The sequence below is a fragment of the Palleronia salina genome (assembly GCF_900141995.1).
Lineage (GTDB): Bacteria > Pseudomonadota > Alphaproteobacteria > Rhodobacterales > Rhodobacteraceae > Palleronia > Palleronia salina.
The window spans coordinates 271,713-293,995 of record NZ_FQZA01000002.1 but is presented as its reverse complement, the minus strand read 5'-3'; the positions used below and the strand labels follow the sequence as shown (position 1 = coordinate 293,995).

The 22,283-nt window shown below is 68.9% G+C and carries 26 protein-coding genes; 9 read left to right on the top strand and 17 right to left on the bottom strand.

Going from position 1 to position 22,283, the window contains the following annotated elements:
- Positions 1-95 precede the first annotated feature (95 nt).
- Positions 96-1,508, top strand: a complete 1,413-nt coding sequence (locus BUB76_RS04330) for a DUF2252 domain-containing protein (RefSeq protein WP_073127117.1) — start codon at positions 96-98, stop codon at positions 1,506-1,508.
- Between the two features lie 3 nt (positions 1,509-1,511).
- Here BUB76_RS04330 and BUB76_RS04325 read toward each other — a convergent pair whose 3' ends face one another.
- Genes BUB76_RS04325 through BUB76_RS17885 form a run of 4 tightly spaced genes read right to left on the bottom strand, consistent with a single transcriptional unit; the run spans position 1,512 to position 3,402 of the window.
- Positions 1,512-1,949, bottom strand: coding sequence for a periplasmic heavy metal sensor (locus tag BUB76_RS04325; RefSeq protein ID WP_073127115.1), 438 nt, complete (start codon positions 1,947-1,949; stop codon positions 1,512-1,514).
- 3 nt (positions 1,950-1,952) lie between these two features.
- Entirely contained in the window at positions 1,953-2,312 is a 360-nt protein-coding gene (locus BUB76_RS04320) for a hypothetical protein (protein ID WP_073127112.1), read from the bottom strand.
- Positions 2,305-2,877 carry an RNA polymerase sigma factor gene (locus BUB76_RS04315; RefSeq protein WP_073127110.1) on the bottom strand — a complete coding sequence of 191 codons (573 nt, stop codon included), beginning with the start codon at positions 2,875-2,877 and terminating at the stop codon, positions 2,305-2,307. Before BUB76_RS04315 ends, BUB76_RS04320 begins: the two co-directional genes overlap by 8 nt.
- Positions 2,878-2,934: 57 nt before the next feature.
- A complete protein-coding gene (locus BUB76_RS17885; RefSeq protein ID WP_073127108.1) occupies positions 2,935-3,402 on the bottom strand; it encodes an EF-hand domain-containing protein in 468 nt (155 codons plus the stop codon).
- 193 nt (positions 3,403-3,595) lie between these two features.
- Here BUB76_RS17885 and chlG point away from each other — a divergent pair, with 193 nt between their 5' ends.
- From chlG to BUB76_RS17880, 6 genes are all read left to right on the top strand, one after another.
- Positions 3,596-4,501: a chlorophyll synthase ChlG gene (gene chlG, locus BUB76_RS04305; RefSeq protein ID WP_073127106.1), complete on the top strand. Its 906-nt coding sequence runs from the start codon at positions 3,596-3,598 to the stop codon at positions 4,499-4,501.
- On the top strand, positions 4,498-5,778 hold the full coding sequence (locus BUB76_RS04300) for a BCD family MFS transporter (RefSeq protein ID WP_073127104.1): 1,281 nt from the start codon (positions 4,498-4,500) through the stop codon (positions 5,776-5,778). Before chlG ends, BUB76_RS04300 begins: the two co-directional genes overlap by 4 nt.
- 2 nt (positions 5,779-5,780) lie before the next feature.
- Positions 5,781-6,959, top strand: a complete 1,179-nt coding sequence (locus tag BUB76_RS04295; RefSeq protein WP_073127102.1) for a geranylgeranyl diphosphate reductase — start codon at positions 5,781-5,783, stop codon at positions 6,957-6,959.
- Entirely contained in the window at positions 6,952-7,485 is a 534-nt protein-coding gene (gene idi, locus BUB76_RS04290; protein ID WP_073127100.1) for an isopentenyl-diphosphate delta-isomerase, read from the top strand. Before BUB76_RS04295 ends, idi begins: the two co-directional genes overlap by 8 nt.
- 116 nt (positions 7,486-7,601) lie before the next feature.
- Positions 7,602-8,165, top strand: coding sequence for a L,D-transpeptidase (locus BUB76_RS04285; protein ID WP_073127098.1), 564 nt, complete (start codon positions 7,602-7,604; stop codon positions 8,163-8,165).
- Between the two features lie 83 nt (positions 8,166-8,248).
- Positions 8,249-8,992, top strand: a complete 744-nt coding sequence (locus BUB76_RS17880; protein ID WP_175550262.1) for a lysozyme family protein — start codon at positions 8,249-8,251, stop codon at positions 8,990-8,992.
- Between the two features lie 195 nt (positions 8,993-9,187).
- Here the strand turns inward: BUB76_RS17880 and pufX are convergent, their stop codons facing one another.
- The 12 genes from pufX to BUB76_RS04220 all read right to left on the bottom strand — a co-directional run bounded on the left by pufX (position 9,188) and on the right by BUB76_RS04220 (position 19,323).
- Positions 9,188-9,406 (bottom strand): RC-LH1 core complex protein PufX, encoded by a 219-nt coding sequence (gene pufX / locus BUB76_RS04275; protein WP_139210017.1) that lies wholly within the window; start codon positions 9,404-9,406, stop codon positions 9,188-9,190.
- 5 nt (positions 9,407-9,411) lie between these two features.
- Entirely contained in the window at positions 9,412-10,392 is a 981-nt protein-coding gene (pufM, locus tag BUB76_RS04270; protein WP_073127093.1) for a photosynthetic reaction center subunit M, read from the bottom strand.
- Between the two features lie 12 nt (positions 10,393-10,404).
- Positions 10,405-11,235 carry a photosynthetic reaction center subunit L gene (gene pufL, locus BUB76_RS04265; protein ID WP_073127091.1) on the bottom strand — a complete coding sequence of 277 codons (831 nt, stop codon included), beginning with the start codon at positions 11,233-11,235 and terminating at the stop codon, positions 10,405-10,407.
- Between the two features lie 111 nt (positions 11,236-11,346).
- A complete protein-coding gene (pufA, locus tag BUB76_RS04260) occupies positions 11,347-11,529 on the bottom strand; it encodes a light-harvesting antenna LH1, alpha subunit (RefSeq protein WP_073127088.1) in 183 nt (60 codons plus the stop codon).
- 14 nt (positions 11,530-11,543) lie between these two features.
- Positions 11,544-11,693: a light-harvesting antenna LH1, beta subunit gene (pufB, locus tag BUB76_RS04255; protein WP_073127086.1), complete on the bottom strand. Its 150-nt coding sequence runs from the start codon at positions 11,691-11,693 to the stop codon at positions 11,544-11,546.
- Between the two features lie 143 nt (positions 11,694-11,836).
- Complete coding sequence (gene pufQ, locus BUB76_RS04250) at positions 11,837-12,064, bottom strand: cytochrome PufQ (protein ID WP_073127083.1); 228 nt, start codon at positions 12,062-12,064, stop codon at positions 11,837-11,839.
- On the bottom strand, positions 12,061-13,536 hold the full coding sequence (gene bchZ, locus BUB76_RS04245) for a chlorophyllide a reductase subunit Z (RefSeq protein WP_073127081.1): 1,476 nt from the start codon (positions 13,534-13,536) through the stop codon (positions 12,061-12,063). The genes pufQ and bchZ overlap by 4 nt, the downstream gene beginning before the upstream one ends.
- A gap of 58 nt (positions 13,537-13,594) precedes the next feature.
- Positions 13,595-15,064, bottom strand: a complete 1,470-nt coding sequence (gene bchY / locus BUB76_RS04240; protein WP_139250783.1) for a chlorophyllide a reductase subunit Y — start codon at positions 15,062-15,064, stop codon at positions 13,595-13,597.
- A 173-nt stretch (positions 15,065-15,237) separates the two neighbouring features.
- A complete protein-coding gene (locus BUB76_RS04235; RefSeq protein WP_073127079.1) occupies positions 15,238-16,242 on the bottom strand; it encodes a chlorophyllide a reductase iron protein subunit X in 1,005 nt (334 codons plus the stop codon).
- Positions 16,239-17,177 (bottom strand): chlorophyll synthesis pathway protein BchC, encoded by a 939-nt coding sequence (bchC, locus tag BUB76_RS04230; RefSeq protein ID WP_073127537.1) that lies wholly within the window; start codon positions 17,175-17,177, stop codon positions 16,239-16,241. The genes BUB76_RS04235 and bchC overlap by 4 nt, the downstream gene beginning before the upstream one ends.
- 110 nt (positions 17,178-17,287) lie before the next feature.
- On the bottom strand, positions 17,288-18,409 hold the full coding sequence (locus tag BUB76_RS04225; RefSeq protein ID WP_073127535.1) for a methyltransferase: 1,122 nt from the start codon (positions 18,407-18,409) through the stop codon (positions 17,288-17,290).
- A gap of 44 nt (positions 18,410-18,453) precedes the next feature.
- Positions 18,454-19,323, bottom strand: a complete 870-nt coding sequence (locus BUB76_RS04220) for a polyprenyl synthetase family protein (protein ID WP_073127077.1) — start codon at positions 19,321-19,323, stop codon at positions 18,454-18,456.
- A gap of 97 nt (positions 19,324-19,420) precedes the next feature.
- Between BUB76_RS04220 and crtD the strand changes: the two genes are divergently transcribed.
- Both crtD and crtC read left to right on the top strand, forming a co-directional pair.
- A complete protein-coding gene (gene crtD / locus BUB76_RS04215; protein WP_073127075.1) occupies positions 19,421-20,890 on the top strand; it encodes a 1-hydroxycarotenoid 3,4-desaturase CrtD in 1,470 nt (489 codons plus the stop codon).
- Between the two features lie 32 nt (positions 20,891-20,922).
- Entirely contained in the window at positions 20,923-21,807 is an 885-nt protein-coding gene (gene crtC / locus BUB76_RS04210; RefSeq protein ID WP_073127073.1) for a carotenoid 1,2-hydratase, read from the top strand.
- On the opposite strand, the gene tspO is transcribed toward crtC, so the two are convergent.
- The gene (gene tspO, locus BUB76_RS04205; protein ID WP_073127071.1) at positions 21,797-22,264 is read right to left on the bottom strand and encodes a tryptophan-rich sensory protein TspO; all 468 of its coding nucleotides are present in this window, start codon (positions 22,262-22,264) and stop codon (positions 21,797-21,799) included. The two genes, crtC and tspO, sit on opposite strands and share 11 nt — an antisense overlap.
- Positions 22,265-22,283: the final 19 nt, after the last annotated feature.

The window sequence follows — 22,283 nt, the reverse complement described above, 5'->3', positions numbered from 1 at the left end:
CATCGCATCCCGGCGAGGGACCCGCGCGCTGACCCAGCGGAACGCCCGAGCCCCGATCCGCGTTGTCAGGCGACGGGATCAAGGGGACGCGCGCCATGAAAGACGAGACGGAGAGCACGAGCACCGGCGACGGACAGAAGGACGTCTCGCGTCCCGCCGATCCGCGGGTCGAGCAATATCGCGGCCTTGCCGAGGCCTTGGCGAGCGGTAGCCATATCGTTCCGCCCACCCACCTGAGCGGCCACGCGCGACGCCTGCATGTCCGCTCCACCCTGCGCGAGGACCACGCCAACCGCATCGAGCAGGACGATCACGGCACGAAGGAGAAATTCGACCAGCTGGCCGATGATTTCTTCAAGTTCTTCCGCGGCACCGCCTTGCTGTTCTACCGCGACATGGTGGGCGAGGACGCGGGCATGCCCACGGTGATGGCGCTGGGTGACGTCCACCCCGAGAATTTCGGCATCATGCCCGACCAGGCCGGCAACCCGATCTTCGGCGTGAACGATTTCGACGAGGCGATCTATGCCCCCTTCACATGGGACATGAAACGCGGCGCGGTCGGCTTCTGGATCGCCGCGAAAGAGGTCGCCGGCATGAAGCGCAATAAGCGTCGCCGCGTGGTGAAGGCCTTCGCCAAGGGCTACCTGAAAGCGATGAAGGACTATGCCGAGAACGCGACCGAGAAGAACGACAGCTGGCGCATGGACAATTCGCCCAAGGTCATCCGCCGCCTGTTCGAGGAGGCCTGGGAAGAGCGGAAAGAGTGGCTGTGGGACGACTACCTCAAGCCCAACGGCCGCGGGTTCCGCGCCGATGACGAGCTTCAGCCGATCTCGCATGATATCGACAAGTTCCAGAAGGCGATCAACGACCTGGCGAAGAAGAACGGCATCGACGTGCCCGACCGCGCGGGCGAGCTGGAGGTCAAGGATGTCTGCGTGCGCCACGGTCAGGGTACCGCGTCCCTGGGACTGCCGCGCTATTACGTCCTGATCGAGGGGCCGTCCAAGGACGCCACCGACGACATCATCATCGAGTTCAAGGCCGCGCGCCGCTCGGCGCTCGAAGGGCTGACGCCGCCGACCGAGTTCCACGCGGGCGACAAGGCCGACCGCATCGCCCACGGGCAGGCGGTGCAACTGGCCCATGGCGATATCTTCTACGGTGCGGTCGAGATCGACGGCGACAGCTTCATGAGCCGGGAACGCGCGCCGTTCCGCGACGATATCGACCTGGACGAGCTTTCGGACAAGACCTGGCGCGCCTATGCCCGCGCCTGCGGCGCGAACCTGGCGCAGGCCCACGCGCTGTCCGACGACCTGGGCCAGGTCGACTACGACGTGGAACCCTCGATCATCGAGGCCGCCAGCCCCCGACACCTGTTCATGTCGGACCTCGTGTCCTGGGCCGAGGAGACGGCCGACCGCCTGCGCGCCGATCACAAGGCCTTCCGCGAGGATCACAAGCTCGGCGCGTTCGAGAATGTCGAGATCGTCTACCGCTAGAGCTCAGTCGCGGCGGCCCGGCCCGCGGCGTATCATCTGCTCCAGCCGCCGGGCGTAATCCGCGCGGGCGGCGGCGTCCATGCCGGACAGCCGCGCGATGATGGCCGTCTCGAACCGCGCGGCCCGGTCCTGCCCCCGCGCGCGTTCGGCCGCCAGAAGGTCGCGCAGCGCGTCCGCGTCGAACGGCTCGGCCCGGATCGCGTCCAGCAATGCCCGGAACCGCGCGCGCCTGTCCTCGCGGTCGGGGCGGCCAAGCTCATCGCGCAGCGCTGCCCGGTCCGCATCCGGCAGCGCCGAGACCAGGGGCTGCCCCCGGAACCCGGGCCGCCGGTCGTCCCGGTCCAAGAGCGCACCGGCCACCAGCCCGACGACCAGCAGGTTCACCGCCAGAGACGCCAGCAGCACGATGCGCCAGCGGCGCGGGATGGTCCTGAAACCCATGGCCTACTCCAATGCCGCAAACTGGAAGTCGTAGGCCATCGTCAGCGCGCCCAGATCATCCTCGGACCCGACGAGACCGTCGACCCCGCCCGACAGGCCGATCATCAACCCCGCGATCCCCGCAATCGCCAGCCCCGACCAGGCGGCGCGGTCCCACCAGGCCGATGGACGGTGCCGCCGCGCGTCCCGCGCGATGCGCGCCATCAGCATGTCCGAGGGCACGGGCGCGTCCCGGCGGGCGGCGCGGAACGCCTGTTCCAGCGTCGCGTCACCGGCGATCCGGTCCATCAGGTCGCCGGACGGGCGGGTGTCGCGCAGGCCGCGCAGGGCGGCGTCGAGATCGGTATCGTCACGCTCAGTCATAACCCAATGCCTCTTTCCGGGGGGCCATCGCGCGCGCCAGCGCGGCGCGGCCGCGCGCGGTCAGGCTTTCCACCGCCTCGACCGAGATCTCCATCGCCTCGGCGATCTGCGGGTTCGGCAATTCCTCGATATGGCGCAGGATCACCGCAAGGCGCTGCCGCTCGGGCAGGTCCATGAGCGCGGCCTCGAGCGCCGCGTGCCGCTGCTGGCCCTCGATCCGCGCCAGGGCCGACGGCGCCGGGTCGGGCGGATCGACGGCGTCCGACAGGGGCGACAACCGTGCCCGCTGGCGCAGGCGGTCAGTGCAGAGATTCGCCGCCACGCGGTAGAGCCATGTCGACACCCGCGCGCGCCCCGGCTGCCAGTCGGGCGCGATCTTCCACAACCGCAACAGAGCCTCCTGCGTCACGTCCTCGGCCTCGAACCGGTCGCCCAGCATCCGGGTCGCCACCGCCAGCACGCGCGGTGCGTGGCGGCTAGCCAATGGCGCGGCCGCGTCACCGTCGCCGGCGGCATAGGCCGCCAGCAGCGCGTCGTCGTCTCGGGGGTCGGGGGCGTCCATCATGCTTTTCTTGCACCGACGGCGCGCAACGGGAAGGGCCGCGCGCCGCCGGGGGGCGGCTTAGCCGCCGCGCTTGTGGCCCGCGCCGTGGCCGCGACCGCCGCGGTGGTCGCGCATGGCCTGCAGCTCGTCACGGGTCAGCACGTCGTCGCCGTTCGCGTCGACGCGGTCGAACAGGCGGGCGATCCGGTCGCCGCGGGGCCCGGGCATCTCGGCCGGGTCGATCTGGCCGTCGTCGTTGGTGTCCAGCCGGTCGAACCGCGCCTGCGCCCGGTCGGTGGCGCGGGATTGCGCCGCGGCGACCAGCTCGTCCTGCGACAGGGTGCCGTTGCCATCGGTGTCGACCTCGGCGAAGCGCGCCTCGAAGGCGCCCTCGGCCTCGGCCCGGGTGATGCTGCCGTCGCCGTTCAGGTCGAGCATCTGCATCCGGCCGCCCGGGCGATCCGCGCCCTGGGCCGACGCCATGGGCGCAACGAGTGTGATGGACATGGCGGCGACGAGGCCGGCGAATAGGGTGGTGCTGTTCATGGTGTCTTTCCTTGATGAAACCGTATCGTTCACGTCGCGACGGGGCTGATACGGCGCAGCGGCGATCTTCCGTCGGTCACCGGCGCATTTTCTTGGCGGGGCGCATCGAAGGACGGTCGGGATGGCGGAAAACGTGATCACGCGAACCGCCGTTTTCCTTGCGAGAAAGGGTTTCTTGGTGTTTGGTTGACACATGAGTGTCAATTCAGACTTACACATCGCGCCCCGCGCGACCCGCCCCGCCGACCTGCTGGAGCTGTTGAAACCCGTCACGTGGTTTCCACCCATGTGGGCCTATCTCTGCGGGATCGTCTCGGCGGGCGTCGCGCCCGCGGGCCAATGGTGGCTGGTGGCGCTGGGCGTCGTGCTGGCCGGTCCGCTCGTCTGCGGGATGAGCCAGGCGATCAATGACTACTTCGACCGCCACGTGGACGCCATCAACCAGCCCGATCGCCCGATTCCCTCGGGCCGCGTCGCACCGGGCGCCGCGCTGGTCTTCGCGCTGGGTCTGAGCCTTCTGGCCGTGGTGCTGGGCTGGCAACTGGGGCCCTGGGGCTTCGGCGCGACGCTGGTCGCCGTGGCCTGCGCCTGGGCCTATTCCGCGCCGCCCGTCCGCATGAAGCGATCCGGCTGGTGGGGCCCGGCCCTTGTCGCGCTTTGCTATGAAGGGCTGCCCTGGTTCACCGGCGCCGCCGTGCTGTCAGCCGGCGCGCCCGGCTTCTTCGTCGTGACCGTCGCCGCGCTTTATGCCGTGGGCGCACAGGGCATCATGGTACTGAACGACTTCAAGGCCATCGAGGGGGATCGCGCGACCGGCATCCGGTCGCTGCCGGTGACCAAGGGGCCCGACGTGGCCGCGCGGATCGCCTGCGTCGTCATGGCATTGCCGCAGGCGCTGGTCATCGCGCTGCTGCTGGTCTGGGGCCAGCCGATCCACGCGCTGACCATCGCCATCGCCCTGCTGGGCCAGTTCGCGGCAATGCGGGTCCTTCTGCGCGACCCCGAGGCGCGCGCGCCCTGGTACAACGCCACCGGCGTGACGCTCTATGTCGGCGGCATGATGGTGGCGGCGCTGGCCATTCGCGGCCTGGCGCTGTGACGCTGTCCTGGCTCTCCATCGCGCGGCTGGGGCTGGTGCAGATGGCCCTGGGCGCCATCGTCGTGCTGACCACCAGCACGCTCAACCGCCTTATGGTGGTCGAGCTGGGGCTGCTGGCGATCCTGCCCGGCGCACTGGTCGCGCTGCATTACGGCATCCAGATCACGCGGCCCAACTGGGGCTTTCTCAGCGATACGGGCGGCAAGCGCACCCGCTGGATCGTGGGCGGCATGGTCGCGCTGGCGCTGGGCGGTCTTCTGGCGGCGTGGGGAGTCGTGCTGCTCGACGGTCGGTTCGCGCTGGGCCTGGCCGTTTCGGTCCTGGCCTACGCGCTGATCGGCCTTGGCGTCGGCGCCTCGGGCACCTCCCTGCTCGCGCTGCTGGCCACCGCCACGGCACCGCACCGGCGCGCGGCCGCGGCGACGATCACCTGGCTGATGATGATCGCGGGCATCGCGGTGACGGCCGGGGTGGTGGGCACCCTTCTCGACCCTTATTCGCCCGCGTTGCTCATGCGGATCGTGGCCATCGTCTGCGGGGCGGCCGTGGTTTTGAGCGTTGTCGCCACCTGGGGGATCGAATCCCGCGTGGTCGCCCGTGCCGAGCCTGCGCCGATGCCGTTCCGCGAGGGCCTGGCCGAGATCTGGGCCGAGCCCAAGGCCCGCGCCTTCACCATCTTCGTGTTCCTCAGCATGACCGCCTATTTCATGCAGGAGCTGATCCTCGAACCCTATGCCGGCCTTGTCTTCGCCTTCACGCCCGGACAGTCCACGCAACTGTCGGGGGCGCAGAACGGCGGGGTCTTCGTGGGGATGCTGCTGGTCGGTATCGCGGCCACCGGGCTGCGGCTGGGCGCGCTGCGCGACTGGGTCATCGCGGGCTGTGTCGGATCGGCGCTGTCGCTGCTGGCCATCGCCGCGCTGGGGCAGACCGGGCTGGCGCTGCTGGTGCCCGCCACGGTCGCGCTGGGCTTCTTCAACGGCATGTTCGCCGTCGCCGCCATCGGGTCGATGATGGCCCTTGCGAGCGAGGGCCGCGCCTCGCGCGAAGGCACGCGCATGGGCCTGTGGGGCGCGGCGCAGGCCATCGCCGCCGGGTTCGGCGGGCTGGTGGGCGCGGCCTGCGTAGACCTGTTGCGGGGGCTGATCGCCGACGCCCCGGCCTTCGGTCTCGTCTTCGCGGGCGAGGCCTGCATCTTCATCGCCGCCGCCCTGATGGCCGCGCGCATCATGGACGGGACACGGGCGATGCCCCGGTCCCTCGTGCCGGGAGAATGACTATGATCTACGATGTCGTCGTCGTGGGCGGGGGGCCGTCGGGCGCCACCGCCGCCGAGGATCTGGCCCGCGCCGGGAAACGCGTCGCCATGCTGGACAAGGCCGGGCGCATCAAGCCCTGTGGCGGCGCCATTCCGCCCCGCCTGATCGCCGATTTCGCCATCCCCGACAGCCAGCTGGTGGCCAAGGTCAACACCGCGCGCATGATCTCGCCCACGGGGCGCGCCGTGGACATCCCCATCGAGAACGGCTTCGTGGGCATGGTCGACCGCGAGCATTTCGACGAATACCTGCGCCAGCGCGCCGCCGAGGCGGGGGCCGAGCGTGTGACCGGCACCTTCCTGCGGATCGAGCGGGGCGACACCACCGCCGTGGCCTACCGCGACAAGGCCACGGGCGAGGAACGGTACCTGCCCACCCGCCTGATCATCGGCGCGGACGGCGCGCGGTCGAACGTGGCGCGGGGCGAAGTGCCGGGCGGCGACACGATCCCCTACGTCATCGCCTACCACGAGATCATCCGCAGCCCCGAGGCCAGCGACCGCTACGATCCCCTGCGCTGCGACGTGATCTACGACGGGACGATTTCGCCGGACTTCTACGGCTGGGTCTTTCCCCATGGCGGGCAGGCCAGCGTCGGCATGGGCACCGGGATCGACGGCGTGGACCTGAAGGCCGCGACCGCCGCCCTGCGCGCCGCCTCGGGCCTGTCGGAATGCGAGACCATCCGCAAGGAAGGCGCCCCCATCCCGCTGAAACCGCTCGACCGCTGGGACAATGGCCGCGACGTGGTGCTGGCCGGTGACGCGGCGGGCGTCGTCGCGCCCTCCAGCGGCGAGGGCATCTATTACGCCATGGCCGGCGGCCGGGTGGCCGCGACGGCCGCGCAGGCCGCGTTGGCCAGCGGCAAGGCCAGCGACCTGAAGCTGGCCCGCAAGCTGTTCATGAAGGAGCACAAGATGGTCTTCAAGGTTTTGCGCAGCATGCAGGACGCCTATTACAAGTCCGACGAGCGGCGCGAACGGTTCGTGTCGCTCTGCCACGACATCGACGTCCAGCGCCTGACTTTCGAGGCCTACATGAACAAGAAACTGGTCCGCGCCCGCCCCATGGCGCATCTGCGCATCGGGGTGAAGAACGTGGCGCACCTTCTGCGGCTGGTTCCGGCCACCTATGGCTGAACCGGTGATGATCCCCGCCTGGGTCGACGGCACGCTCCAGCCGGTCGAGAAGCTCGACGCGCATCTGCGCGGACTGCGGCACAAGGCGGTGTCGGTCTTCGCCATGGACGGCGACGCGGTGCTGCTGCAACGCCGGGCGGCGGGCAAGTATCACACGCCGGGCCTGTGGACGAACACCTGCTGCACCCACCCGCATTGGGGCGAGGACAGCCTGACCTGTGCCGTCCGGCGCCTGGACGAGGAACTGGGCATCACCGGCGTTCAGCCTGAATTCCGCCTGACCGCCGAATACCGCGCGCCCGTGGGCGACGGGCTGGTCGAGCATGAGGTCGTCCAGATCTACAGCTTCGAGGCCGGGCCGGGCCTGCGCGTTGAACCGAATCCGGACGAGGTCGACGCCGTGCGCTGGGCGCCCCTGTCCGACTTGCGCACCGAGGTCGCGGCCGCGCCCGACCGGTTCACCCCGTGGCTGCGCATCTACCTGGATGAACACGCCCACGCGATCTTCGGACAGCCCGCGGATTAGCCCCGGCACGGCGCGGCCTTCGGGTCACAGTTGCAACCAATCACAACCCTTTGCGTTACCGAATCGAATTTCGGTTGTAATCCGAAGTGTATCTCCGCTGCCACGGACCATCGCACATGCTGACAAGACGCCATTTCATCGCCTCCGGGCTTGCCCTCGCCGCCAGCCCGACCGCCGTTCTGGGCCATGCGGGCCTGCCCCATACCGATCGCGCGACCATGTCGGCCCGCGATGTCGAGGTGCGGCCCGACATCGCCGTGGACACCATTCACATCTTCCCCAGCTATTTCTCGCTTTACCATGTCCGGGCGCCGGGGATGGCCCGGGAATACCACATCGCGGTGGGCGATGACGGCCGGAACCTGTCCGGCAACACCACCATCCGCCGCAAGGAGGAGTGGCCCAGCTGGACGCCGACGCGGAACATGATCCGGCGCGAGCCCGAGATCTACGGCAAGTACGCGGGCGGCATGCCCGGCGGCGGGGACAACCCGCTTGGCGCGCGGGCGCTTTATCTCTATCGCGGCGGCCGTGACACGCTTTACCGCATCCACGGCACGCCACAGCCCTGGACCATCGGCATGGCCGTCAGCTCGGGCTGCATTCGCCTGACCAACGAGGACGTGATCGAGCTCTATCCCAACGTCCAGATCGGCACGCGGGTCACCTCCTACGGCTGACCGCACCACGCGCGGAAACCAAATCCTAACCTCGCCGCCCCATGGTCGGCCCCGCTGGACACTGGCTTGCGGGGACAAGATGCATGGGCAGGACGACGGGCCTCATCACGATCATCACACTGGCGGCCCACGCGGCATCTGCCGCCGCCGCAGCCCCGCTGGGATCGCTCTTGGCCGGTGCGGACGGCCTGTTCGAAGATCGCCCGGCACTGATCGACCGGGACGAGCCCGACAGCCGTTCCGCAGGACCGCGACTGGCCAGCCTGTTCGACGAGAATGGCGCGCGCCCTCTTGTCGTGCCGACCTCCGGGCGCGCCGCGTTGCCGACCCCCGGTGCACCATCCGCGCGCGGGCCGGCCGCCCATATCCGCCACGTGATCGCGCAGGCCGAGGCCGGTGGCATGGGTTACGACGCCGTCCAGCACGGCGCGCGGGTGCCGCCGCGCCGCGCGCCCACGGACATGACGCTGGGCCAGATCTTCGACTGGATCCGCGCGACCCCCGGCCAGCCCCACGCCATCGGTCGCTACCAGTTCATCCCGGCCACGTTGCGGCGGCTGGTGCGTCAGGCGGGACTGTCCGAGCAAACGCGCTTTTCGGCGCGTGTGCAGGACAGGCTGGCCGACATGCTGCTGGAGGAGGCCGGGCTGGCGCGGGCGCAGGCTGGCCGTCTCGGCCGACGCGCCTTCATGCACAACCTCGCCAAGATCTGGGCCGGCCTGCCCACAGCCTCCGGACGGTCCTATTACCACGGCCATGCCGGGAACAGGGCGACCATGAGCTGGGCACGCTTCGACGCCGAGATGGCGAAGGTCTTTCCCGGCTGACGCCCGACCAGAAGCGGACAGGCGGAAACAACGGGACCCGGAAAGATTTGCACCCCGGTGGCATGCCACCGGGGTGCGCTCCTGTAGCCAACAGGAAGGGAACCGGGGTGTGGAGACCCCGACGTCACACCCCCAAGCCAAGGGGCGCGACCTGGCCTGGGGGCGCGGGGAATAAGGCCCGCGCCCCCAATCTTGTCAGGCCAGCGCGGTGGCGACCTGGCCCATCGTCTCGAGGGCTGCATAGGGATCTTCGGGCAGCAGGAAGCTGATGGCCCGCAGGATCAGGATGACCCCGATCACCCCGAAGAACACCACCGCCGCGTAGACCGCGCCCAGGCACATCTGGGTGAAGACCCACATGTAAAGCGATGGTTGCAGGTCATCGGCGAGGAACCATTTCTTGTTGTCACTCATCTCGATCACTCCTGATAGGGGCTGTAGATCATGAACTCTTCCGGCGTGCGGGCGGGGACGTAGTTCTGTGCCGCGCCGTAGCCGTGCTCCTGCGCCCAGATGAACCAGTTATCCACGACCGTGCCGGTCAGAAGGATGCCGATCCCGCCCGTGAGCGTGGTCAGGACCGCGAACCACCAGGCCCAGCGGTGGATCCCCTCCATCGTGGCGTTGAAGCCCATGGTCCAGCGCCAGAACAGGCCCGCCCGTTCGGATGCCGTGCCCCGGTCGGCGATCTGCTCGAGCTCGCGGTCGCCGCCGTAGCGGCTGACGGCCAGGATCGTGCCGCCATGCATGGCGAACAGCAGGGCCGAGCCGTAAAGGAACACGATCGAAAGCGCGTGGAACGGGTTGTAGAACAGGTTGCCGTAGCTGAGCGAGAACAGGTTCGTCCAGTCCAGGTGCGGGAAGATGCCGTAGGGCACCGCCTCGGACCACGATCCCATGAGGATCGGGCGGATGAGGCCCAGCACCAGGAACAGCCAGACCGCGCTGGAAAAGGCCCAGAACACGTGCTTGCCCATGCCCAGCTGGTTGGCCAGAACCCAGGACCGGATCAGCCAGGACATGACCGCGATCAGCAGGAAAAAGGACGCGATCAGCCACAGGCCGCCTTCCCACAGGGGCGCGATGCCCAGACCGTATTCAGGCGCCGGCGGCTCGAGCGCCAGGTAGAACAGGTCGCGGAAGAACAGCCCGGGTGAGAAATCGACCTGCACCCAGAAGCTGATGCCCACCAGGAAGAACCACAGGCCGCCGGTGATGAACGACACCACGCCGAAGGGTCCCAGGTAGATCGGCCCAAGTTGCGCATTGCCGAACCAGCCCAGCAGCTGGGAAAAGCTCGCACCCTTGGTGCGGTCGCGCAGGTCGGCGTCCTCGACCATGCCCATCTCGGGCGGGCCCTGGACCTGCACTTGTGTGAAGATGTTTTGATACTCTGGCATATCCAGGTCTCCTTACAGGTCGGCCCACCAGGGCAGGTTCAGATACCAATCCCACCAGGCGACCCACTGGTCGAACCAGATGGTCCCCGAGATTACGATGCAGATCGCGCTCCACAGGCCCGCATTGATCGCCAGCAGCGTGCCCAGCCGGTGGATGCCGAGCGGCCCGATCGAATAGCCGATGAAGTCACGGAAGAAGGTGTCTTCGTGCTCGGGGTTGCGCATGACCTTGCCCTTCTCGGGGTTCGAGGCCGACAGGATCAGCGAGCCATGCAGCGCCAGCGCCAGGCAGGTGGTGAAGAAGAACGTCACCGCAACCATGTGCGCCGGGTTGTAGTGGAAGTTGCCGTAGAGATAGCCGGTGTAGCTCACCCAATCGAGGTGGCTCCAGATGCCGTAGGGAAAGGCATGACCCCAGGCGCCCATCAGGACGGGCCGGATCACCTGCAGCGTGAAATACGCCAGGATCGCGAAACCGAAGGCGACAGGCACGTGATAGCTGATGCCCAGCTTGCGGCAGATCTCGACCTCGCGCAGCGCCCAGCAGATGAAGGCGCCATGCGCGCAGATGGTGATGATCTGCCAGAGCCCGCCCATTTGCAAAGGCGCGGCGCCGAGCCCGTAGGAGATCGGCGGCGGGTTCACCGAGATCAGCCAGGGGTTCCACACCCCCTGGATCGCGGCGGTATAGAAAATCAGGATCGTTCCCAGCCCGATGAAGAACGTCCCCACCACGCCGAAGAATCCCACGAAGAATGGCCCGACCCAGAAATCGAACAGGTCGCCGCCGATGAGCGTGCCGCCCGGCACGCGATATTTTCGTTCGAAGCTGAGCAATGCCATCTTCTTACTCCGTTTTTTGGCGGCGTCCGCCTGGCGGGCCGTCTTGGTCCTTGTCGGGTTGATGGGGGCGACGGCCGGCGCCGCCCCGCATCGTTGATGTGGGGCCGGGCCTTACTCGGCAGCCTCGACAGCGCCGGTGCCGTACTTGGCAGCGGACTGTTCGAACCAGTTGTACCGGTCCGTGCTGAGCAGGACGAGATGGATCATCGCCGCCAGCAGGAACAGGAACACGCCCTGCGCCACGAAAACGCGACGCGGGTCGAACACCAGCCAGATTTTGTAGAATTGTGCCATGTCTCAGTCCTTCCTCAGAACCAGGGACGCCAGATGAACACCGCCAGATGAGCGACGACGGCAACGGCCGAGAACAGCCAGAGCCCGCTCATGTAGACAGAGTGCAATTCCTGCGCCTGCTCGTCGGTAAGACCTGTGAACGACAGGTCGGTTCTATCAGCCATTTAACTCTCCTTAGGATCGTCAAGCTGACGCCGCGGGACCCCGCGGCCGGGTTCCGGAGATTTCCGGACTTCACCCGGCCGCACGCGACCGGAGGAATTCTGTGGTTCCGCCCCGGATCAGGACCGGGCGCGGGATCGTTCCGTCACGCCGAGAAGATCATCGGTGTGATGATGCGCGCCTGGCTCCAGGCCCGCGCGATGGGGCCCTTCTCGGGCAGGGTCATCTGCCGCGCGGCCGTCAGCGCCCAGGTCAGGATCGCCAGGGGCAGGGTCGCCGCGAAGATCAGCGCGAAATAGGCGTAGAACTCGGCCCGCGCGTTCGCCTTCTTCGGCGGCGCGGCCGCGCTCAGCTGGGTGGTCATGTCGCTCATGTGGCGTCCTCCGTGTTGGATCTCTTGGCCGCGGGCGACAGCGCCGCGACGGTTTCGCGCTTCACCCGGTCGGACCCCTGCTTCAGCGCCGCGCGTTCGGCGGCGTCGCGGAGGGTTCGGGCGGCGGAAATGCGGGTCAGGACCGGGTGTTCGGCGACGATGCGGTCAAGCTCGGCCTGCGCGTCCGGGTCCCATGGGAAATCGTGCTTCAGCGTGGCGGGCGTCGCCTCGGCCGCGTCCATCTCGCTGCCCAGGGGCAGGATGTGGAACAGCGCGTCGAACAGCCCGTTGCAGACCTCCTGCAGCAGGTAGGTCGCGCCCGCGTAGCCCATGAAGGGCGTGCCGGTCGCCCGCCGGATGGCGGCGCCGGGGAAGCTTGCGGGGATGAAAGCCGGGGCCGGTCCGTGGCCCGCCTTCATCTCGGCCATGTACATCTTCTCGTTGATCGACCCCATCACGACTAGCGGCCGCTTCTGGTGGATCATCGCGCGCACGTCGTCATTGTCGGTCTTCTTGCCCGCGACCCGCGCCACCGCGAAGGCACAGGGAAAGCCCAGGTCGTTTTCCAGGTAATTGCGGATCCCGCGGGCGTAGGTTTCGCCCGCCACGATGCCGAACTCGGCCGTGGCGAAGAAATCCTGCGTCACCGACCGCCACAGGTCCCAGACGGGCTTCAGGGTCGAATGCTTCTCGCGCTCGATGAAGGGCTCGGGGTCCAGCCCCAGCAGATCGCCGAGCGAGCGCAGGAACCGGGTCGTGCTGTCCACGCCGACCGGCGCCTGCAGGTAGGGCTTGTCCAGCGCCTCGCACAGCCCGCGCCCGAACTCTCGATACATGCAGATATTGACGTCCGCGTTCACCAGGTTGCGCATCTCGGCCAGGTGCGCGCCCAAGGGCATGACCATGTTGACCTCGGCGCCGATGCCTTCGACCAGGCGCCGGATCTCGGCCAGGTCCGAGGGCATGTTGAAGGTGCCGTACATGGGCCCGAGGATGTTGACCCGCGGCTTGGCGCCCTCTTCGCGCTTCCTCTCGGGAGGCATCCGGCCCTTGGTCTGGCCGAATTCGGTAAACAGCCACGTCATCGCGCGGTCGGCGGCTTCCCACTGGTCCTCGTCGATGGTGCGGGGCAGGAACCGCTGGATGTTGGTGCCCTGGGGCGTGACGCCGCCGCCGATCATCTCGGCGATCGAGCCGGTGACGACCACCGCAGGAAGCGCCGGGTCGAGCGTATCCCACGCCCGCTTCATGCTGTCTTCCGTGCCCGATCCCATCTCGTCCTCGCCAAGGCCGGTGACGACGATGGGCAATTCATGCGGGGGCAGCGCGTCAGTATAGTGCAGCACCGAGGTGACCGGCAGGTTCTCGCAGCCCACCGGGCCGTCGATCACCACCTGCAATCCCTTCACGGCGCAGAAGGCATAAACGGCCCCCCAGTAGCCCCCCGCGCGGTCATGGTCCTGGATCAGCATGGGACAGCCCCCCCGATCCGGGTGCGATGGACGCGCGACATGAAAAGCGGATCTTGCGTCATATCATCTGCTCCGCCTTGCGGGCGCGGGCCTGTTTCTCCAGCTTCTTGAGATTCTGGGCGCGGAAATCCTCGCGGATATTCGGCGTGCCTTCCCAGACGCCGGCCGTGTCGCCGCCGCCCACGCCCTCGAAGAAGGCCTTCATCGTCGCCATGCGGTCGCGGTTGCCCATGGCGGCATTCACCACCTGCGCCAGCGACCCGGCGCCGGCGGGACCCATGAGGGGCCGCGCCGAAATCAGGTTGGTGAAGTAAAGCGAGGGGATCCCCAGCTCCTTGCCTTTCTGGACCACGGGCGTCGTGCCGATGGCGAGATCCGGCTGCACCGCCTCCATCGCCGCGAGATCATCCTCGAGCGAGGCGCGGAATTTCACCGTCGCGCCATGCGCCTCGAGCCATTCGCGGTCCTGGCGGCTTTGTTCCGTCTTTGCGCAGGCGGTGCCGACATACGGCACCCGCGCGCCGCTCTCGATCAGCAGGCGCGCGACCAGAAGCTCGCTGCCCTCGTAGCCCGACAGGGTGATGGTTCCGTCGATCCGCGCGCCCTGCAGCGCCGCCTTGATCGCGGGCAGGAAAGCGTTCTGCGCAGCGGCCACCCGGTCGGCGGGCAGACCGAAAGCGTCGCCGATGGACGCCAGCCATCGGGCGGTGCCGTCGTGGCCCACCGGTGCGCTGCCCACGATGGGGCGGCCGGCGGCCTCGAACGACCGCATCGCGGCGGTGTAGAACGGGTGCACCGCGGCCACCGCGCCACAATCCAGCGCGGCGTAAAGCTCGCGCCACTCGCGGCAGGGCACGACGGGTCCGGCGGCCAGGCCCATGGGGGCCAGCATCGCGCCGATCATCATCGGATCGGCCGGGAACATCTCGCCCAGAAGCGTTACGGTCGGCCGGTCGTCGCGGCCCGTCGCTGGCGCGGGCACCGGCCCCGCCACGACCTCGGCCCGGGCATAGTCCAGCATGGCGCCGGCCAGCACATCCTTCGCCTCGGCATGGGTGGGCACGCCAAAACCGGGCACGTCAATCCCGATGATGCGGACGCCGTTGATCTCTTTCGGCAACAGGCGCAGCGGCACGCCCGAGGCGGTCGGCACGCAGAGGTTGGTGACCACGATCGCGTCATAGCGGTCCGGGTCGGCCATCTCGTGAACGCTCTCGCGGATATCCTCGAACAGCTTGCCGGTGACCAGGCTCTCCGAGTTGAACGGCACATAGCCCACCGATCGCCGCGCGCCGTAGAAATGGCTCACGAAGCTCAGCCCGTAGACGCAGCAGGCCGAGCCCGACAGCACGGTGGCGACCCGGCGCATCCGCAGCCCCACGCGCAGCGATCCGAAGGCGGGGCACATGCTCTGCGGCTTGTCGTGGGGGCCCTTGGGATAGTCGGCGGCGAACCCGTCCAGCAGGTCGCTGGCCCCGGCCTCGCGCGCGGCGGCCTCCATCGTGGCGGCACCGGCGTGACAGCCCATGCCATCGCCCGCGCCGGGATCGACGGCCAGGGCCGGCACGTCACCGCGTGCGGTGCCCTCGCTCACCTCGACCTCGTCCGACCGGTCATATGTCACTTTCTGGTCCGTCAAACTGTCTTCATCTTTCTTCAAGTACCTCGGGGGTCCGGGGGCTGGCCCCCGGCCGGCGGCCGTCAGACCTCGTCGTAGATCACCTCGAGCGACGGCTTCACCGCGCCCTTCTTGCCGCGCATATCCGCGTCGGTCGCGGGCTCCAGCACCACGTCGCCGCCGGTGTCCTTGCTGTCGAAAAGGGCCAGCAGACCGTCCTGGTCCAAGGGCGCCGGGCGACAGCCGGGCGCGCCGCTCACGGCCTCGGCCAGCTCGGCGAACAGGCCGCCCCAGGGCGACTTGTCGGTGCCGACGATCTGGTAGTTCGCGGATTTCTTGCGCAGGTCATCGTCCTGCGGGATCGCGGCCAGCACGGGGATGTCCACCGCCTTGGCAAAGGCCTGCGCCTCGCCCGAGCCGTCATCCTTGTTGATGACCAGCCCCGCGACGCCCACATTGCCGCCCAGCCTGCGGAAATACTCCACCGCCGAGCAGACGTTGTTGGCGACGTAAAGCGACTGGAGATCGTTGGACCCGACCAGGATCACCTTCTGCGCCATGTCCCGCGCGATGGGCAGACCGAAGCCGCCGCAGACCACGTCGCCAAGGAAGTCCAGCAGGACGTAGTCGAAATCCCAGTCGTGGAAGCCCAGCTTCTCCAGCAGCTCGAAGCCGTGGATGATGCCGCGCCCACCGCAGCCGCGGCCGACCTCGGGGCCGCCCAGTTCCATGGCGAAGACGCCGCCGCGCTTGAAGCAGACATCGCCGATCTTCACTTCCTCGCCGGCCAGTTTCTTCTTGGTCGACGTCTCGATGATCGTCGGGCAGGCCTTGCCGCCGAACAGCAGCGACGTGGTGTCCGATTTCGGGTCGCAGCCGATCAGCAGCACGCGCTTGCCCTGCTCGGCCATCATGTGGCTCAGGTTGGCCAGCGTGAACGACTTGCCGATCCCGCCCTTGCCGTAGATCGCGATGATCTGGGTTTTCGAGGTCGGCTCGGCCTGCGGCACTTCCAGCGTGGGCTCGGCCGCCTCGTCCTTCAGCTTGGCGTCATAGCTCTTGAGGTTCGGAACGTCGTCGAGGCTCATGCCACGTCCTTCCAGTCGAGTATCATTTTCAGGCAGGCCGGGTCGTCGAAGGCCTGCGGGTAGGCGCGGACGGCATCGGCCGCCGGGCGCCTGTGGGTGATGAGACTGTCCAGCGACAGCGCGCCCGAGCGCACCAGCCGGTGCGTCACCTGCATGTCGTCGGGCGTCCATTCCGCCGCGACGCGGAGCCGCGCTTCCTTCATGAAGGCGGGCGGAAAGGCGAAGCTGATAGGGTCGGTGTAGAACCCGGCAAGGACGATCTCGCCGCCCTTGGCGATGCGGCCGATCAGCTCGGGCAGCAGGTCCGCGCGGCCGGTGGCGTCATAGATCGTGGTGTAGTCGCGGCGGGCATCCTCGGCCGGGTCGATGACCGGATAGTCCGATGCGCCATCGCGGCGGCTTACGTCGATTTCCCAGACCGTCGGGCATCCGCCCGCGGCGATGGTCAGGCGTGCCAGCAGACGGCCCAGGGTGCCGTGACCCACGATCAGCTCGGGCAGTTCGGTGCGAAGCCCCGCCAGCGCGTGCCGCGCCGTGGCGGCCAGCGCCAGAAGCGCCCCGTCGGCCCCCAGCGACTCGTCGATCGGGGTCACGCGGTCGGCGCCGGTCACGATTCGCCGCGCGGCACCACCGAAAAGCCCGCGAATCGCGCCGAAGCAGTTGGCCCCGGGCACGAACACGGCCTGACCGGCGCGCAGGCCCGATCCGGGCCGCGCCTCGACCACGTGGCCCACCGATTCGTATCCGGGGACCAGCGGGTATCCCATACCCGGGAACGGGGGCATCTTGCCCGTGAAGAAGAGTTTTTCGGTCCCGGTCGAGATCCCGGACCAGTCGATATCCACCACCACGTCACCGTCCTGCGGGTCGCAAATGGGGATGCTGCCAAGGCCAATGGCCTGCGGTCCCTCTAGGATGATGGCGGCGGTGTCGATCAAGTTGACCCCTCCCGGTCTTCCTGAAACTGCGGCCTGAATTGACCACACCTCTTGGACTGTCAGTGTATCTTTACACTCAAGACTGTCAAATAAATTAGACAGTTTCTTCAGAGACGGTGTGCGGTGATCGTGCTCGTGACGAAGGGACGATGGGCGCGGCCCGGCCGGATCTTCACGAAATCGGCGGCCCCCATCAGTGCCCCGATCTCGGCGCCCGAGCGCGCCCGCCCCGTCCGCATCGCCATGCAATAGAGGGCGAAATACACGTCGCCGGCCACGTGGGGCCGGTCGCCCCCGGTCATCGGCTCGGACACGATCAGCCGCCCCCCGGACGGCAGCGCGGCGTGCACCTTCGACAACAGGTCGGCCACCTGCGAATCGTCGTGATCGTAAAGCACCCGCACCAGCGAAATGGCATCCGCGCCCCCGGGAAGCGAGTCGGTCTTGAAGCTGCCGGGGTGCAGGGCGACCCGCTGCGACAGGCCCTGCCGACTCAATGATTCCCGTGCCGCCTCCAGCACCGGGGGAAGATCGAAGAGCATCAGTTCCAGGTCGGGTGCGCGGCGGGCCACGTGGCTGAGGAACACCCCCGTGCCGCCGCCGACATCCATCAGGCAGCGGATACCGGACAGGTCCACCTGCGAGAGTGTATCCTCGGCCACCAAGCCCTGGCTGTCGGCCATCAGACGGGAATAGCGCGCGCTGTCCTCGGGGCTGACATCGCCGCCTGCGCCGAAGACATAGGGCCAGAAGGATGCCAGCTCGGGCTCGGTATCGCCCCGGAAGAACGCCGTGGGGTCCGAGAGATCGCGGTAGAGCACGTCATGATGGCGGATCATGTCCTCCAGCCCCGGCACGCCCAACAGCGCGGCCCCACGGGCGGCGGTGACGAACCGTCCGCGCCGCAGCCGCAACAACCCCATGGCCACGCCGGCGCGCAGCAGGACCTCGGCGCGGCGCGGCGGCAGCGACAGGCGCGCCGCCGCGTCCCCTGCGGTCAGCGGCTCGTCGCGCAGCAGGTGCAGGACGCGCAGCTCGATCAGCGCGCGCAGGGCCTGGCTGGTGGCGAACCCTGCGACCAGGTCGAAGATCGCGCTGCCTTCGTTCCTGACATGCGACCGCGTAAGCGGAAAGCGCGCCGCCCAGCGCTGGAACGGGCGCGAGGCTATCAGCCGGTTGCGCCATCCGGGCGCAAACCAGCCGCGGCGGGGGCTTTCGGGCAAGGGCAGGTCAGCCACGGGCGCGGCGCGGGTCGGCCTGCGGTCCCACGGGCTCAGCGCGCCTGCGCGGTTTGGGTCAGCGGCACCAGCTTGTCGGCGTAACGGCGCACGAGGGCCGCCAGCGCGGCCTCGCCCGGGCAGGACGGGATCGACGCGATCGCACCACCCAGGATGTCCTCGAGCCGCGCGATGGCCCCTTCGACGCCCAGTTCCGCCACTGCGTTCGGGCGGCCGTGCAGGTCGTCCTGACCCACGGGCTTGCCGCAGGTGCCGGCATCCATCACCGCGTCGCGCAGGTCGTCGGCCACCTGGAACGCCTCGCCGATGCGGGCGCCAAGCTCTTCCCACGGCTCGGGCTCTTCCCCGGCGGCCAGCGCGCCCATCTGCGTCGCGGCGATGAACAGCGCACCGGTCTTGGCGCGGTGGTAGGCCCTGAGGTCGATGCGCGCCTCGCTCTCCCATCCCTGCCCGGCGCAGATGCCGTGCGGCATCCCGGTGCGCGTGGACAGAAGCCGGATCAGGCCGATCCCACGCAGCGGCGCGTCGGCCGCGGCCCGCGCCAGCGTGTCGAACGCCATGACGATCAGGCTGTCGCCGGTCAGAAGGGCCAGCGGCTCGGAATACGCGCGGTGCACCGATGCCTTGCCGCGCCGCGTGTCGGCATCGTCGAAGCACGGCATGTCGTCATGGACGAGGCTCGCGCAGTGAATGAGCTCCAGCGCGGCGGCGGCCGCGTCGGTCAGCGCGGGCCTGTCGTCACCGCAGGCCATGGCGACGCTGGTCAGGATCGTCGGCCGGATCCGGGCCCCGCCGGGCGCGGTCGCATAGTTCAGCGCGGACGACAGGCGCGACGGCGCATCGCCGCCCTGCCCCGTGGCCACGGCCCCGGCAATGGCGGCTTCGATACGGGCGGTGAGCGGCATGACGGCTCCGATCTTGTCAGGATTTCGAGACATGAATCCATGCCCCAAACTGTCAACTTATCTGGACACATGCGCGGAACCGAGTCAAGTTTCGGACATGGCATCCGCTCGCATCATCGTCATCGGCGCCGGCATGGGCGGCCTCGCGGCCGCCGCCCGGCTGGCCCGTGCCGGGCACGCCGTCACCCTGCTGGAACGGGCCGGAACGCCGGGCGGCAAGATGCGGCAGGTGCCCTCGGACGCCGGGCCGGTCGACGCCGGGCCCACGGTTCTGACCCTGCGCCACGTGTTCGACGCCTTGTTCGAGGATCTCGGCGCGCGGCTGGACGACCACGTGACGCTGGTGCCCGAGCCGCTTTTGGCGCGGCACTTCTGGCCCGATGGCAGCCAGCTGGACCTGCACGCCGATCTGGAACAGAGCGCCGAGGCCGTCGGCGCCTTCGCGGGCGCCCGGGCGGCAGGGCAGTTCCGCGCCTTCTGCACCCGAACCCGCGCGCTCTATGACGCGTTCGAGACGCCGATGATCGAAACCGCCGTGCCCGATCGCGCGGCCGTCACCGGGCTGGTCATGCGCAACCCGCGCCTGATCGGGGCGATGGCGCCGGGTCTGAGCCTCGCCGCGCGGCTGGCACGCGATTTCAGCGACCCCCGGCTGCGGCAGCTTTTCGGGCGCTACGCCACCTATGTCGGCGGGTCGCCCTACGCCGCGCCCGCGCTCCTGTCGCTGGTCTGGCAGGCCGAGGCCGCCGGCGTCTGGCGCGTCGAAGGCGGGATGCACGCGCTGGCCCAAGCGATCGAGGACCTGGCCCGAAATCAGGGTGTCGCGCTGCACTATGACGCCGAGGTCGCCCAGATCGACGTGTCCGGCGGACGCATCCGGGGCGTGACGCTGAGAAACGGCGAACGCTTCGACTGCGACGCGGTCGTCTTCAACGGCGACCCGCGCGCGCTGGCCCACGGGCACCTGGGCACCGGCGTACTGGACGCCGTCGCACCCGAGGCCGTCGCCCCGCGCAGCCTGTCGGCCGAGGTCTGGTCCTTCGCCGCCACGCCCCACGGTCGCGACCTGGTCCATCACAACGTCTTCTTCGGACGCGACCCGCGCACCGAGTTCGACGCCATCGCCCGCGGCGCGCCGCCCCGCGACCCTACCCTCTATGTCTGCGCGCAGGACCGCGGGACGGGCGCCGCGCCGCCCGCGCCCGAGCGGTTCGAGATCATCGTGAACGCCGCGCCCGACAGCCCGGAACAGGAGTTCGAAGAATGTCACCGAAGGACGTTTCAAACGCTGAAGGACCGCGGGCTGAGCTTCGATCCGTCGCCGGGGCCCGAGGCACTGACGACGCCGGCCGGGTTCGAAAGCCTGTTTCCGGGCAGCGGCGGTGCCCTTTACGGGCGATCCCCCGAGGGGATGATGGCGGCCTTCGCGCGACCGACGGCGCGCAGCCGGGTGCCGGGTCTCTACCTGGCGGGGGGCGGGGCGCATCCGGGGGCCGGGGTGCCGATGGCGACGCTCTCCGGTCGGCACGCGGCCGAGACGATTCTGAGCGACCGAATTTCGACCTAGAGGTTCCGCCCGACGGCTATGCCTGGTGGTACATGGACGCGCTCAGCGATGACGGGACGCGCGCGCTGTCGGTGATCGGCTTCATCGGCTCGGTCTTCTCGCCCTGGTATCGCTGGTCGGGGCGGCGCGATCCGGCAAACCATTGCTGCATCAACGTGGCCACCTACGGTCCCGGCGGCCGCTTCACCATGACCGACCGGGGCCGGGCCGCGCTGCGCCAGTCGCCCGATACTTTCGAGGTCGGGCCCTCGTCCATGCGCTGGACCGACGGCAAGCTGGTCATCACCGTGGACGAGGTCAGTTCGCTTCCGCGGGTCAGCCGGGTGCGCGGGACGATCACGCTGACCCCCGACGCGGTCACGGGCGTCGAACTGGCGCTGACCCCCGACGGCGCCCACGTGTGGCGCCCGTTCGCGCCCTCGGGCCGGGTCGAGGTCGACCTGGGCAAACGCGGGCAGTGGTCGGGCCACGGCTATTTCGACGCCAATTTCGGCACCCGGGCGCTCGAGGCCGATTTCAGCTACTGGACCTGGGGCCGCTACCCGTTGAAGGACGGCGCCGCCTGCTTCTACGACGCGGTGCTGCGCGACGGCAGTCACGGGGCCACGGCCCTTAAGATCGGCGCGGACGGGTCGGTGGCCGAGATGGATGCGCGCCCGCCCCGCGCGCGCCTGCCCCGGTCGCTCTGGGCCGTGCGCCGCGAAACGCGCTGCGATGCCGGCCAGGCGCCGCGCCAGGTGCTGCCGATGCTCGACGCGCCGTTCTACACGCGCTCGGCCGTGGAAACGGTGGTGGAGGGCGAACGCAGTACCGGCGTGCACGAGGCGCTGGACCTCGACCGGTTCCGGGGACCCTGGCTGATGCCAATGCTGGCGGTGCGGGTCCCGCGCCGCGCGGGCTGGCGGTTCAGGTCCTGAGAGCGTTGTGCCGGTTCAGGCGCCAGACCTCGAAGTTCAGCGCCGTCGCGATGCTGACCCAGATCAGGTAGGGCACGAACAGCAGGCCGGCGATCCAGTCGAGCTGCCAGAAATGCCAGAGCGTCGCCGCCACCGACGCCCAGAGCAGGACGATCACCAGCAACGCCGCCTTCATCCGGTGCAGCCCGAAGAAGATCGGCGTCCACAGCACGTTGAACGCCAGCTGCACCGCGAAGAACGCCATGGCGTAGGCATTGCCGTCCAGCACCACGACCCGTGCGGCGGCAGCGGCGATGCAAAGGTACAGCACCGTCCACGTGACCGGAAACACCCAGTCGGGCGGCGTCCAGCGCGGCTTGGCCAGCGCGTCGTACCACTGCCCCGGCTGGAACATGGCACCCGTGGTGGCGGCCGCGCCGCAGCCCACGAGGAAGATGAGGAAAAGCATCCAGTCCATGGCCGGCAACCTAGCGCCC